At 58.2% G+C, this 14502-nt stretch carries 10 protein-coding genes; 7 read left to right on the forward strand and 3 right to left on the reverse strand.

Features of this window, described 5'->3' with window-relative positions:
• Positions 1-9: 9 nt before the first annotated feature.
• Positions 10-213 carry a DUF1289 domain-containing protein gene (locus tag JJB99_RS23360; protein WP_200494652.1) on the forward strand — a complete coding sequence of 68 codons (204 nt, stop codon included), beginning with the start codon at positions 10-12 and terminating at the stop codon, positions 211-213.
• A gap of 28 nt (positions 214-241) precedes the next feature.
• Entirely contained in the window at positions 242-796 is a 555-nt protein-coding gene (locus JJB99_RS23365) for a TIGR02281 family clan AA aspartic protease (protein WP_200494653.1), read from the forward strand.
• A gap of 5 nt (positions 797-801) precedes the next feature.
• Here JJB99_RS23365 and dusA read toward each other — a convergent pair whose 3' ends face one another.
• Positions 802-1761 (reverse strand): tRNA dihydrouridine(20/20a) synthase DusA, encoded by a 960-nt coding sequence (gene dusA, locus JJB99_RS23370; protein ID WP_246774949.1) that lies wholly within the window; start codon positions 1759-1761, stop codon positions 802-804.
• A 171-nt stretch (positions 1762-1932) separates the two neighbouring features.
• On the opposite strand from dusA, the gene JJB99_RS23375 reads away from it, so the two are divergent.
• From JJB99_RS23375 to JJB99_RS36790, 5 genes are all read left to right on the forward strand, one after another.
• The gene (locus tag JJB99_RS23375) at positions 1933-3066 is read left to right on the forward strand and encodes a site-specific integrase (protein ID WP_200494655.1); all 1134 of its coding nucleotides are present in this window, start codon (positions 1933-1935) and stop codon (positions 3064-3066) included.
• A 567-nt stretch (positions 3067-3633) separates the two neighbouring features.
• Positions 3634-4866, forward strand: coding sequence for a hypothetical protein (locus tag JJB99_RS23380; protein ID WP_200494656.1), 1233 nt, complete (start codon positions 3634-3636; stop codon positions 4864-4866).
• Entirely contained in the window at positions 4866-6416 is a 1551-nt protein-coding gene (locus JJB99_RS23385) for a hypothetical protein (RefSeq protein WP_200494657.1), read from the forward strand. The genes JJB99_RS23380 and JJB99_RS23385 overlap by 1 nt, the downstream gene beginning before the upstream one ends.
• Positions 6417-6439: 23 nt before the next feature.
• Positions 6440-7636, forward strand: coding sequence for an AAA family ATPase (locus JJB99_RS23390; protein WP_210347625.1), 1197 nt, complete (start codon positions 6440-6442; stop codon positions 7634-7636).
• A gap of 7 nt (positions 7637-7643) precedes the next feature.
• On the forward strand, positions 7644-13241 hold the full coding sequence (locus JJB99_RS36790; protein ID WP_349628975.1) for a DUF2235 domain-containing protein: 5598 nt from the start codon (positions 7644-7646) through the stop codon (positions 13239-13241).
• 580 nt (positions 13242-13821) lie between these two features.
• On the opposite strand, the gene JJB99_RS36290 is transcribed toward JJB99_RS36790, so the two are convergent.
• Both JJB99_RS36290 and JJB99_RS23400 read right to left on the reverse strand, forming a co-directional pair.
• Positions 13822-14019 (reverse strand): hypothetical protein, encoded by a 198-nt coding sequence (locus JJB99_RS36290; RefSeq protein ID WP_246774950.1) that lies wholly within the window; start codon positions 14017-14019, stop codon positions 13822-13824.
• Between the two features lie 199 nt (positions 14020-14218).
• Positions 14219-14500, reverse strand: coding sequence for a hypothetical protein (locus JJB99_RS23400; RefSeq protein WP_200494659.1), 282 nt, complete (start codon positions 14498-14500; stop codon positions 14219-14221).
• Positions 14501-14502: the final 2 nt, after the last annotated feature.

Consider the following 14502-nt stretch of genomic DNA (forward strand, 5'->3'; position numbering starts at 1 on the left):
AATACCCGAATGAGCAAAGAAACGCCGTGCGTCGCCGTCTGCATGATCGATTCCAGGACCAAGCTGTGCTTCGGCTGCGGCCGCACCTTGCCCGAGATCGCGCGCTGGCACGCCATGGAGAGCGCGGAACGGCTGGCACTCATGGCGCTGTTGCCGGCGCGGATGACGGAGGCCGGACTGACGCCGACCGCGGCAACCTCGAAGCGCGCCTGAGCCGCCCGCGTGCCGCTGGAGGCGCGCGATGATCCGCTTCCTGCTCGTCCTCGTCATGCTGGCCGGCACGGCCGGCGCCGTCGTCGCCTATGGCGATCCCGACCAGATCGCGCGCGCCAGCAACAAGGTCTCGCATATTTTCCGCGCGCAGATCGCCGCCCCACCTCCCGCCGTGCAGATCCAGCGCGGCCAGGGCGGCGAATTCGCACTGCGTGCCAAGATCAACGGCGTCGCCGCACCGATGGTGATCGATACCGGCGCGACGTCGGTGGTGCTGACCTGGGAAACCGCGAAAGCGATCGGGCTGCCGCTCGAGATGCTCGAATATGACGTCGACCTCGAAACCGCCGGCGGCCATACCAAGGCAGCCAGGCTCACGCTCGACCGTCTCGCCGTCGGCCACCTGGTCGAGAAGTCAGTCCCGGCTCTCGTCGTGCAGCGTGGGCAGATGAAGACCAACCTGCTCGGCATGAGCTTCCTCGATCGCCTGGAGAGCTGGGGCGTTCGCGCCGACAAGCTGATGCTGACAGGCTATCCGGAGCTGCAGAGCAGCCACCGCCGCTCGCGTACGGCAGTCGATTAGCTCACCTAAGCAGCCGCTTCCACCGGGGCATGCGTGCCGACACGCGCGATTGCATCGCGTAACACGTCGAGGCCAGCGCCCGGCTTCACGCCCTGCTCGGCGAGATGGCGGCGGAACGCCCGGGCGCCGGGCACCGCGTGGAATGCGCCGACGAAATGGCGCGTCATGGCGTGCAGCCGCGTGCCGCGCGCGAGCTGCTGCTCGATATAAGGAATCATCGCCTCGAACGCGTCCTGCATGGTCGCATGCGGCGCAGCCTCGCCGAAGATATCCCGATCTACGGTGAGCAGCCGCCACGGCTCCTGATAGGCGGCACGACCGAGCATCACGCCGTCAACGTGTTCGAGATGCGCTTTGGCTTCGTCGATGCTCGGGATGCCGCCATTGATGATGACGGGCACATCCGGCATCGCGCGCTTAAGGCGATGAACGCGATCGTAGTCGAGCGGCGGGATGTCACGATTCTCTTTCGGCGACAGACCGCTGAGCCAGGCTTTTCGCGCGTGCACGATCAGCGCATCGCAGCCGGAGGCGACGACCGCGCGCGCAAGCGCATCGAGCGCGACTTCCGGATCCTGCTCGTCGATGCCGATGCGGCACTTCACGGTGACGGGCACGGCAACCGTGCGCTTCATCGCCTCGACGCACCGCGCCACCAGCTCCGGCTCGGCCATGAGGCAGGCGCCGAAGCGACCGTCCTTCACGCGATCGGACGGGCAGCCGACATTGAGATTGATCTCGTCATAGCCGAACGCCTCGCCGATCCGCGCAGCCTGCGCCAGTTCGCGCGGATCGGAGCCGCCGAGCTGAAGCGCGACCGGGTGCTCCGACTCGTCGAATCCCAGCAACCGTTCCCGCTCGGCATGAATGACGGCGCCGGTGGTCAGCATCTCCGTATAAAGCAGCGCGCGCCGGGTCAGCCGACGGTGGAACACCCGGCAGTGCCGGTCGGTCCAATCCATCATCGGAGCCACAGAAAAACGATAGTGTTGCGATTTCAATGATTTACCTTATCATCTCAATAGGATGAAACACGAACGTGTGCACTCCAAACTAGCCGAAATTGCACACGTTTGTACCCGTTTTGACCTCTCAGTGCACACGTAGCGCACACGAATTGGGGAGTGCACACGGCCATGGCCAGCTTCACTCAGTTGCCCTCCGGGAACTGGCGGGTCCAGGTCCGTCGCAAGAACCGCTATGTGTCAGAGACCTTCCGCCGTCGCAAGGACGGTGAAGACTGGGCTCTCGATATGGAGCGCAATATCGACCGCCGCGGATCACCGAAACCAAAGGCTGCTGCGCAGGCTCGTACATTCGGCGACATCATTGACCTTCATGTCGAAGATATGCACGAGGTCGGTCGCCCTCCCCGTCGCTCCAAGGCGGCTGTCTTGGAGGCGCTGAAAGAAACTTTGGGAGCAGTGAAACTCTCCCACCTCAATCGTGAGCGACTGATCGAATTCGGTCGAAAGCGGGCGAAGCAAGGTGCCGGGCCGGCCACGCTTGCGATCGACTTCTCGTTCATCAGAACCGTTGCCACACATGCTGCCGCTGTGCATGGCATTGAGGTCTCCGCTGAAGAGGTACGACTAGCGCGCTTCGCAATGAAGCACCTGGGTCTTGTCGGCAATTCGGAGGAGCGAGACCGACGGCCAACCCAAGATGAGCTCGACGAGCTCATCGAATACTTTGAAACCAATCGTCGGCAATTCATCCCGATGGGCCGCATTGTCCGCTACGCTGTGGCGACAACCATGCGGCAGGAAGAGATCTGCCGACCCGACTGGCCCGATGTCGACATGCAAAAACGGCTCCTGGTTATCCGCGACCGCAAGGACCCTCGGTCAAAGGATGGCAACGATCAGAAGGTCCCTCTTCTAAATCTGACTGGATATGATGCATGGGAGATCATGCTCCAGCAGCGCATCATCACGAGAGGTTGGGGGCGCGTTTTTCCGTACAATCACCGCTCAGTAAGCGCGGCATTCACACGAGCCTGCGACGAGTTGAAGATTGAGGATCTGCATTTTCATGACTTGCGACACGAAGGTACCAGCCGCCTCTTTGAGGCGGGACTCACGATCGAGAAGGTGGCGCTAGTCACCGGGCACAAGGATTGGCGGAGCTTGCGGCGCTACACTAAACTGAAGCCTGAAGAGCTCCACAAGCTGCAAACAGCGCCACAGCCAACTCTCGAAGAATTCGTGGAGACCTTGGCCTCCTCGCCTCTGCCCGCGAGCGCTCAGACGCCAAATCGTGCAGTATAAACAACGGAGCCGGCCAGCGGCCGAAAATTGGATGGCCTTATCTACCGGTCGGAGAGGTCCGCAACTACTCGATCCCACTCTCAAGGTATCTGGAAAAAGCCGTTGGCAAGCCTGCATCTATCGTGCGTGTGGCACCTTTCGAAAGTCGAGCCAACGCGACTATGACAAGCATGCACCCCGCTCTGGACGTGGCGACGTTCAAGCGGTTACATGCATTCAAGATGCCGGCGGGCAGTAGCCCTCGCGATTCGGCCTAAGCAGGCTTCTCCCGTTGGCCCCCCCGCCCTCGGCGGCGGCACGGGACAGCAGAGCCAGCGCGGGATCTACTTTCCGTTGTGATGCCGCGGCTTGCACTGTATTCTACGGGCAGCAGTCGCGGCCAGACCGAAGGTAGGGAAGGTTTGTACCTAGCGTAAGCCGACCTTGGGGATCGCATTCCATTGCTGACGCAATTCGGCTGATGTCTGCCCGTTGGTGCGATTTAGCATTGATTTGCCGGGCTCAAATCGTGCAATCTACACGGGTATTTCATAATTCATTTGGTTCTCATCTCGATGGGGGTGGGCGATGGGAAGCTTGGTTTTTGTTCACGGCATTGGCAGCCGCAAGACAACGGACGGCAGCGAACACCCGTACGATGTGACGTTTCGTGCGATTGGCTGGGAGCTTTTTCGCAAGAAGATCGAATGGACCCTGGTAAAATGCCAATGGGGCGATGATCTCGGCGCGAAACTGCATGCCAGTGGAAAGTCTTTCCCTACTTACGACGGAAGGCTCGCCGTATCGGCTGAGCCAGATGACCCCCTCGGGATATGGCGAGTTCTCCTCGAAGACCCGACTTTCGAGCTACGAGCGCTCGTCACAATGGCTCAAAGCGGAGCGAAGAGCGGTGCACCTGCTGTCGCCGGTCCGCCTGGCAGTGCTGCCGCTGGCCCACCTGGGGGCGCCATTCCAGCCTCGGTCGTCTTGCAAACCCGTCTCGCTGCCGGTCTCGCACCCACGGGACCGCTGCTAGTCCTGCTGAAGGATTCTGGACTGGAGGCGTGTTTCGCCGAGGCCGTGGCCAAAGTCAGAGCGGCTCCTGAAACGCCAGGTGCGACTTCTCATCCGCAAGCATTCCGCGCGCTCGCTCGCGCCATCGTGGCCCAAACAGTTCGCCGTGGCATGGATCTCGGCATTCCTCCGCCCGGGGGCGCAGATCTTCAGGTTATGGTCGACCGGACTGAGGAATTGTTACACGCTGGTCAGCTTTTTGGCGTTACGGACTGGGCCAAGAAGGCGCTCGCAGGTTGGCTAACCAACAAAGGAGCCCGCGAACGCGCGGCGCTCTTGGGAGCCGCGACCCCTCTTGCGGGGGACGTCATCGTCTACCAAGCGCATGGTGACTTAGTTCGCAATCGGATTCGAGAGGTCGTATCGGCGGCCGCCGAGCCGATTGCGATCCTTGCCCACAGCCTTGGTGGTGTCGCCGCTACCGAAGCGCTTGTCGAAGACGCATCTATGCGCAGTCGGGTTAGGAAGCTCATCACAGCTGGCTCGCAACCTGGCTTCTTCTATGAAATCGATGCCCTGCGCACACTACCTTACGGCACTAAGTTGCCGACCAACTTTCCAGATTGGCTCAGTTTCTGGGACCCGCGCGATTTTCTGAGCTTCAAGATTGATGGCGTGTTCACCGGCGGAGGCACTCGCAGGGACACTCGAGTAGACAGTGAACTTCCATTTCCCGCTTCGCATTCCGGTTATTGGCGACAATCGTCGATGTGGGAAGAAGTCAGAGATTTCCTGAAAGAGGTCTGATGGAGCAATTGTCAGCACTCATAATCGGTATTTCGAGCTATCAAGACTTGGACGGTTGGAACATCGCTGACAATCGAACCGCCCGAGACGCAATCGCAATTACGGAGTCGCTATGTGATAAGAACGTCCCAATAGCCAACATCAAACTTTTTTTGAGCATGGGACGTGACACGCCGACTCACGTCAGGGGCGTTGCCGTAGAGCCAGCAACTTGGGAACGAATCAGTAATTTCATCATTGGCGACTTCAATCGCCCGGGCTTCGCCGCCTCTAACCTGTTTTTCTTTTGCAGTGGTCATGGCTTCTTGGTCGACATGGAGCCCTGCCTCATCCTAGCCGACAGCAAACCTGCCGTGACGGCCCAGGCGACATACCGATGCCTAGGTCTTGATAGGTTTCGCCACCAGCTTTTTGGAATGGGCTTCAGCCGGCAATTTCTATGCGTCAATACCTGTCAAGTGCCTTCGGAATGGTCGCCTCCGGGGCGCACGACTTTCGTGGATACCTCGCCGGGTATTCCAGGACAGGGGCTTCAACAGGTCCGTTTTCTAGCCGCACCGGAGATGCAGACAGCTCCGGTTGAAAGCCGCAACGACGGCCTGAGCAACGGCTTTGCCGCCGCCGTTAGGTCGTGCATTGAAAAATATGAACTACCGCCAAACGCCAGCGACTGGGACGCTGCTCTAAGAGATCAATGGGGGGACCTGGTAACGCTTGGCCTTTACGGTGCTGACCAATCGAAATTCAAGATACTACGCGACAATATTCTCAAAATAGATCGGAAGAAGCAGTGCGATTTTGTTAGCGGCGCGCTGAAGACGGCGCGAGATTGGGACTTACGCCAAGACTTGCTTCCGACTAGTTTAGTCCCTCGCACTCTCTTGGATCTGCACGCGCTCAATTCTGATCAACTTTCTTACTTGATCAGCCGTTTGCAAGACGAACTGTTCAACAGCGCTAACGATAAAAAGATTGCGGGAGGGCTCGCATCCGCTGTCTGGCCCGCGACCGGCCTTATAGAAGACAGAAAGCGGGACCTGTCAAAAAATCTCGCCGAGGCGCTAGTTGGCAACGATGAGCTGGAGACCGCAGACGACGTCGCTGAAGAGCTAGCCGCCATGGGCGACTGCATAATAGCTGCATATCTTGAAGTGGAGGGTTGCACTGCGCAGGATAGAGAACTCGTCAAAGAGCTCTTAGCATTCTGGAACAACATCTTGGCGCATCTTCTAGCGAAAAGCGCGCCAACCCTTCCGCTGCTTATTGTGGGCCACGTCAATCCGGATCCGGCCCCCGGGCAAGATGCGATCGATACAGCCCACTATTATCACGAGCCAACGCTCCCTTCAGTAGATAGGCGTCGTCTAACCGAGATTCGTTGGCAAGAGTTGCTGCAATGGCTCGACGACGCAATGCCGCGCACGCGTCATCCCGGACGGGGTGATCTCGATAGCGCAATAGCCAGGGCGCTAGGAGCACCGGCAATCCAATCTTTGCGACCCTTTCGAATGGCAACGCTCGTCGACTTCGTCACGAAGCGTGCGGGGTAAAGAACACTGCAAGGAGAGACATGATGGTTGACGAATCGGAAGCCGCGAGCAGTCCTGGCAAACGAGGGGAAGCGGGAGGAAGCACCTCCGGAACGTCTAGCAAGCTCGCAGAATTCTATACCGGCTTACCAGGCAATAAGCGCGCCGCGCCTCCCGTATTCCCACCCTCCGTACACGACCTGCTCCGGCAGAAAGAGACCTATATCCCCGATCCCGGGCTCAAGAGCGCGGTAAATGTGGCACTACTACTCGGTCTGCCATTACTCCTGACTGGTCCACCTGGCAGTGGAAAGACCCGTCTCGCTTATGCGCTAGCGGGGGAGCTTGGGCTCGGTGATCCGCTCGAAGTCGTAGTGAAGTCGGACGCGACATCGCGCGACCTTCTCTATGATTTTGACGAACTCGGGCGATTTCAGGACGCTCAAGCGAGCGCTCGCAATGATGATGCCGGCCAAGAGGCCGACACTCGACCGCTGTCGGCGTATCTGCGATTCCGACCGCTAGGTCAGGCCATTCTCAAGGCAGGCGGCGCAATGGCTGAACTCGAAACACTAGAGGGACACGCATTCATCGGACGACATTCACACGAGCCGCATCAGTACTTCAAAGATATAGCCCCGGGACTATTTCTGGAGCAGCCCGCACCAACGGTATCCCTCGTTTTAATTGACGAGCTCGACAAAGCTCCGCGCGATTTGCCCAACGATCTCCTGCGAGAGTTGGAGGACATGACATTCGAGATTCGCGAGCTTGGACTGCGTATCCGCGTCCCACGGGACAAAGACACCAACATCCCAGGGACCCGACCAATCGTCGTAATTACGAGCAATGCAGAGCGAAGTCTGCCCGAACCGTTCCTTCGCCGGGTCGCCTTCTACGACATTCCTTATCCTGATGCCAAAGCTTTGGCTCGAATGGTCGAGTTACGCTTCGCTGAACTGCGCGGTTCTACCGCCGTTTCAGCGGGAGTTAGTCTCTTTCATGAAATTTGGAAAAAGTTCCCCCCTGGGGAGCGAAGACCAGGCACAGCTGAATTTCTCGCGTGGTTCTCGTACTTGCACTTACACGGTTTGGGAAGCGACAAAAAGCTGCCGGAGGACATGCCCCAGGCGGTCCGAGACAGCCTGGCTTTGCTCGTGAAAGGTAAGGAAACGCAGGACATCCTAACTCGACAAATCGACGGACTGCTAAAACCGAAAACAGAGGCCTCACCCGAGTGAGAATGGGATGATCGGAGTAAGCGACTGGCTCGATCGTTCGACCTCTCTGCTGCCCGCGTTGCGCGATGCAGGGCTGCAAACCGGTGTGAGCGAACAGCTCAAGATTCTCCAACTTCTGCGATTGCTTGGTGAACGTGACGCAGCGCCGAGAGACCCCGAAGAGCTAGCGCGCTGGGTCGCGCCAGTGCTCTGTACTCGCTCCGATCAAACAGCACGCCTACAGGTGATCCTCAAGCAGCACTTTTCGTCCGGCCCGACCTCTCAAGACCAGAGGCCGTTGCGAGTGATGCCTAGACCGCAGCCGATGATCGGGGGGATATGGCTCCTAGCGGCTGCAATTGTACTTGGAGCTTTGCTCGTCGGCATCTCAAAGTTAGGCCCAACTTTACTGGGCCAGGCCATCCCGCTGGTGCGAACGGTTGTGGAGCTGTCCACCTCGACTTACGGCCTTACACAGCGAGAGATCATTACAATTTTCATTGTGCTTGTAGTCGGTCTCGGTACGATTGGCTGGCTCATTTACCGCCGTATCCACTTAGCGCTTCACTCCGGAGGCCCCATCGGCCCGGAAACTCTTCGGAATGTTGTAGTCGATCCACCCGCAGCAGATGTCGACAACCCTGATTTTCTTCGAGCTGCACGTGTTCTCAATCGACCGACCTTGACGACGACCGGACATATCGACGTATCTGCAACTGTACGTGCAACTGCCCAAGCCGGCGGTAGATTCCTCCCGGTTCGCGGTTTTCGGCGCTTAGCGGCCAACTGGATGCTTTTAGTCGAACGCAGCGGCGCGCAAGACCCTCTGCCCGCCTTCGGCGCCCGCTTGTCAGCGTTGCTGGCCCGCTCGGGTGTAAGGCACTCCTTGTACGAATTCCGCCGCTCCCCTGATTGGGTAAGAGAGGGAGGTCCACGAGGGGCGCATTCGCCACTTGAGCGGGCGCTCGGCAAGGCGCGGCCAACGCGCCTCTTAATGTTGTCCGAAGCTGCCCGCACGATCGACCCTCGCAACGGAGGTCGTGCGCGCTGGCTGACCGATAACGATGTGCCGAGAGACGTGGTCCTTCTCACACCGAAAGCGCGCGACCTTTGGAGTGGCGCCGAAGTTCAAGCCGCTCAGGCAGGAATTCTGGTACTGCCGGCAGACGCGAGCGGCATATCGACGCTTGCGCAGCGCATCCAGGCTGAGGAACTGACGCCCGAGCCGGTTGCACCGGCTCGGGAAGCTCAATTCGACCTATGGCAAGAGCAGCGCTTCATCTGGCTTTCCCGCACGAAGCCGGCTGACGAGGTCCGACGCAGTTTGACGGACACTTTGAAGCGGCTGCTCACCTCGGAGGAATTTCGGCTACTCGTCGGAATCGCTGCGTTTCCAAAGGTGCATCTCGAGCTGATGTCAACTTTGGACAAGCACCTCTATCCCGCCAGTAATCCTAGCGTCCAGCGTGATCGGCTTCTCAAGTTGGGACGACTGGTCTGGATCAAAGAAGGCTTCATACCTGAATGGCTTCGCGAGGATTTGCTGCTTGCCCTGCAGAGGGCTGACCGGGGCGACGTGCGCGTCCTGCGTAATACCTGGACCAAGATGCTGGATCGGGAACCGGAGCCGGACGACAAGAGAACGGTTCTGAAGATTCACGCGGAAGGAAGCACCGGCGCGGGTATTACGGCAGACGAATTGTTTGTCGGATTTCTGAAAGGAGAGTTCGATTTGCCTGCACCTTTACGTTGGGCAGGCCTCTCGACCCTGCTGCGAGCACCAGATCGGATTGACTGGCTAATCGCGGGTACAGGGTTCGCCTTGGTAGCTGCGACTCTCGCCGGCGGCGTCGATCTATTTGTGTGGACCCAGTCAGCTCTTCTGCGTTGGGCCGAATTTATGCGCCTGATGGCTGATAATCTTCCATTATTCGCTGCGCCGGCGCTTCGTCCGTTAGCCATCACCCCACTCGCGCTCGCCATCGCATGGCTTGCAACGTCCGGAATACGACCGACCTCATCGTTCCGACTCTCGCAGATGTTCGCAGGCATGGGTGCTCTTTTGTCTCTTGCGTTCGGTTGGCTTGGCGCATTCCCGACGGAAGACCTCACCTTTAACCCTTCGCCGAAAGATCTTTGGGTCGCTTTCTTCGCACCTCTAATTGTCGCCGTTATGGTCGCGCTCCTTTTCACCATGCGCCAACGTGCAGATCGGGAGTATGCCGATCTGCGTACCGTTTTGCAGCAGACCCGCGGCACCGGGCTACATGATTGGCCAACGAACCTAGTGCTCCTGTTTGCCGCAGAGATAGCGTTATTGATGTGGGACGCACAGGCGTCACTGTGGCTCGCGTTGATCCCCACCCTTGGGATCGTGCGAGCGATCTTGATTTCATTCGGCGGAGCGCAACTGCAACAATCATTTCCTCTGAAACGCGTTCCATTCGGCCAAGCTGTGGCCGGCGTAGTTATCGGCGAAATCGCTTCTGCCACCCTGTTTCGTTATCTTCAGCTTGGTTTGTGGGCTGTCAATGGTCTTCCCACTGACAACTTCGTCACAGGCTATCTGCCCTATGTTTCGTTCGGACCAATCCTGCTAGGTGGCCTATTCGGTTGCCTCGTGACGCTGTGGCAGCAAAAGCTATTGTCGATACGCGGAGTGATATTCTACTCCGGCATAATTGCACCGATCGCGCTGGCGCTCCCTCTCAGCACCTACTCTTACGTATATTGGCTCTCCTCCGGCAGCGCGCAGGGCGCGCCCCCGCTATTAGCGCGCTTCATTTCGCCCCTCCACAGTTCGACTGGCATTGAATTCCACGTCGCTGTTTCGGTCATTTCCTCGATGATCGCCCTAGCCTTCGTCGGGCTACCGCTGGCACAACGCCGCCCCAGTAATTGGGCCATCTATCTTTCAGCATTGCTCGCAATTGTTGCGACCGGCGTACTGATGGTGCTTTTGCGAAATTTTGGCATCATCGACGATTCGTTTGCACTCCTTTACTCTACGGCATCGTTGTCAGCGATATGGCCTCTCACTCAACGCATATTCACCTATGAACCTTCGATCCTTGATCAATCAACGCAATGGCGTGCCCGTACCATCGCGCCGCGTCTCTGGGTGACCGCTCCTTTGGTCTTTGCCACGGCCTTATCGATTCCGGCGGGGCCTTTCTTATTCGACTTCTCATATCTCGTTCTCCCTTTGGCGATTTGGCTCGGCTGGCATTTCGGATTGCGCGGCTGGCGAACAACCGCGCTAATGGTCCTCCCGGCGTTCTGGCCGATCGCGCCGTACTGGCTTTCTCCCCCATCTCTCGATTTGGCCGCAACCGCGTTGATCCTCTCAGCGCTATTTGCACGGCCACGGTTGCTTGTGCAGATCCTCTCGATACGGTCAATTCCATCCGTTGTTGCAGTACTGCTTGTGGCCGCTCTTTCGTTCCAGGTACATCTCTCTTCCACAGGACCTTTTAGTCCTCCATCGCACCCGACAGCCGCAGCGCTTAAACTCGAGGAGCAGACGAATAAGCAGCCGTCCGAGGCCTTAGGGGCGATAGGAGGCAATCAATTGGGCGCAGCGCCAACGTCTCGGTTCATACCGAAGTACAATGCAAGCTTTGAGTGGGCGCCCAGCACGCTTTTGATCCTCGCTCTTTTTCTGTGCGGGCTGTCTCGCCTGGGAAGACAAGCACTTCTTGTTGTTGTTCCTGTTTTCATTGCAGCAGGTGCCGCAATCGCACTCAATTCTAAGGCCGAATATGTGGGTCTCATCTCGCCTGTTAGTGCATTTGCGGGATTCTCCGCGTTTATAGTCGGGCCGCTTTATAAGCGACGTCTGGTGGCTGAAGCCGCTTCGCTGACCTCTATAGCGTCGATCGCCACTACTTGGCTTATCCCAAGCGCATTGCTGACGGCTGGGATGGTCGCAATGCTGTTCTCTCTTTCGATACTCATCCCAGATGGTGACAGCAGCAGCATGTCGCTCCTCGCGTTGGGCACCCTTCTCTCGTGGATGGCGGGTGTTTCGTTTGCCCAGAACAACACTGGATTTCGCCTGGGCATTGTTTGCCTTGTAGCCTTCGGATGCCTCGTTTTCCTTGATGCGTCGCTCATCCCAACTGACGGCCCCGCACCCCACATCCTGAAGCTTTCGAACCGGTCAGCATCCGTCTTTGCTCTCTTTGTTCCCACGATTTTCTTCGCATTAGGAGGGGTGTGTCGAGATTCGCTTCTGCGCACGGTTGCCGATTTGTCACCAGAAGCCAAAGCCCTCACCATTGCCCCTTCTGACAATGAGGTAGTCGCTCAGCCCAACGCCGAGACTGTCGAGGCACAGGTTTCGTGGAGGAAGAGCCCCGACTCCAGTGGCTTTGCATCGACTGAAGCGATCGGTTCTCGCAAGCGGATTGTGATTTTAATCGATGGCGCAGGGATGGGTTACGGTCAGAGCGCCTCGAATGTCCTCAAGATGTATCGGTGCCTACAAGGAGAGATAGAATCGTTGCACCAAACTGTTTTCTACATCTCGGGCGTAGCAGGATCGGCAGCGTCCGATTTCGACGTCTGGCATAGGTTTAGAAATAATATCCTGGGCGTGCTCGGGCAGGCGACGGGCTACTCGTTTGACGACGACGTCCTCAAAGCATACGAATTTTTGGTTCAAAACTATCGAGACGGGGACGAGATCTACCTATTCGGATTTGGGCGAGGCGCCTATGCGGCACGCGTTGCGGCCGGATTCGTGCATAAGGTTGGACTGATCGCCCCGCAACAGTTGAGCTTTGCAAGATCTGGGCTGACCGCGTACAAGAGATCGAGCGTGGGCGAACGGACTACATCATCCGGAATTGAGGATGCCGCAACTCAGTTTGCCAAGGCTTTCTCCGCAAGGCGGCCAACAATAAGGTTTGTGGGCGTCTGGGACACTGTGGCACCCGCCGTCATCCCTCGGTCTGACCGGCTCTTCCTTCCAAGTCTGGAAGAGCTCGCGTTCACCATATCCAATCCGAGCGTTAGAACATTCCGACAGGCAATCTCCATTGACGAGCGACGAGCGATGTTTCGCCTAACTCCATGGATTGAGCCTCAGGCATTCGTTGGTTCTGGCCCCACGCCAGGTCGCGCCGAACCGCAGGATAGCTTGCAAACCTGGTTTGCCGGAGTGCACGCTGATGTCGGAGGCGGTTATCCGGAGGAAGAGAGCGGCCTGTCGAAATACTCGTTGATCTGGATGGTTGAGGAGGCCGCTCGATGTGGCCTTTCGATAAATCAGAACGTGTTCCGCGAAGTGGCCTGGGGCATTCAGTCAAGACAATCTTCGACCCGTTACGCGACCCCGGCGTTTACCGCACCGATACACAATTCGCTAACCCTCTCCTGGTCGCTGCTCGAATTCTTGCCGAAGTCAGCCAAGTTCAAGGAATGGCCGGAGCGAAAGTCCTTTCTTGGCTTTTATATCCCCGACGGCGAGCCGCGCTTGATTCCGGAAGGCGCGGTAATTCACGAATCGGTAATCAAGCGAATGGAGGCGCTGGCGGATTATCGCCCCATCAATCTGCCGCGGACCTATCAGATCGAACCACTCGCCGCGATGCTTGGTGACCAAACCCCTGTTAGGAGCTAGCAAATGCGCGTCATGGAGAAGACGTCTCTCATAAGACGTCAGCATTTTGCCAAGAGCCAGTGGGCACTAAAATCTAACCGGATGGACGCTCGTCCTTTATCCAGAGGCAGTGGGTTTGTGGTGCGCTCGGAGGGCGGTCGCATTTGTTGCGATTTCAACGGGTTGGAACGATCGTTTAAGGCATAAGGTGCATTTCGAAGCCAAAAGTGCCTTTGAGCGCGTGCAGTCGGCGCCGGAGAAACGGTTCGTGACATACGTCTCTTCTCACCCTCTTATCCTCTATCCTCAGCCGCGGGGCAAAAGTCCGTCCGCCATGGCCAGGACTGCTGCCATCGCCGCAGCAATCGCCGCCCATGCACTCCAGCGACTCTGCTCGTAAACCAGTCGCAGCACGGCTTTTGGATCGTCTAGGCCACTCCCCAAACCACGCCTGGCGATCGGATCTCTCAGCCTTACGCGGGCGGATGTCAGCCACAACAGTGCAGCGGCGGCTGCAGACATCTCAGACAACATTTCGAGTGCCTGCTTCATCGCGAGCCTGAGACCATTGCAATCATTTCGCCTACTTCGCCTAGTCGGTTCACCGCCGTCCGACGCGGTCTACGGGTCCACCGCGATTCATCGGCGTACCAGGCCGGACCGCAGCGCGCGCAACCGGGCGCGGTCGCAGCACGACACCCGCCCGCGCAACGCAGGTCGGGGGATAATCAACGTACTGGCAGTACACCACGGCTTTTGCCGGACTCCCACCAAGCAGCACGCCGAGGGCGAGAGACATAGTGAATGCCAAACTCGCGCACGTCGACCGAATTCTGGAGCACTGAAGGAAATTCACGACGCCCCTCCCACTTGAGCACTGTTAGTCGGACAGTCGACTTATGGGCACGAGCCTTCGTGCGACATTGATTTGGATCAAGGCCGGCCGTGCCTGAAAATAGGGAAGCAGTCGAACCTGGAAGGAATGGAAAGAGCTCGTCTCACCTGACCCCAAGCACCGAGCGTCGGAAGCCGCCGGCGCGGGCTTCCTTCTGACAAACGAAACTACCCGTGCTGCCCTGCCCGTAGTGCCGCTGTCGCTTGAGGTAGTAAATCTCGTTGCGAAAGTCGATCCAAACAACGGTGTCGCCAGGACAATGACGCTGCGCCTGCGCCTCATAGCGGAAGGGCGTGAGCGGCAGTGCGGTGGCAGCGGACGTGGCCACGACCATGCCCAGAAGCAAGGGCGCCCAGAATCGAGGGCGAGCATATTTTTCGGCCATCG

Origin of the sequence: Bradyrhizobium diazoefficiens, from assembly GCF_016616235.1 — a bacterium.
Classification (GTDB): domain Bacteria; phylum Pseudomonadota; class Alphaproteobacteria; order Rhizobiales; family Xanthobacteraceae; genus Bradyrhizobium; species Bradyrhizobium diazoefficiens_H.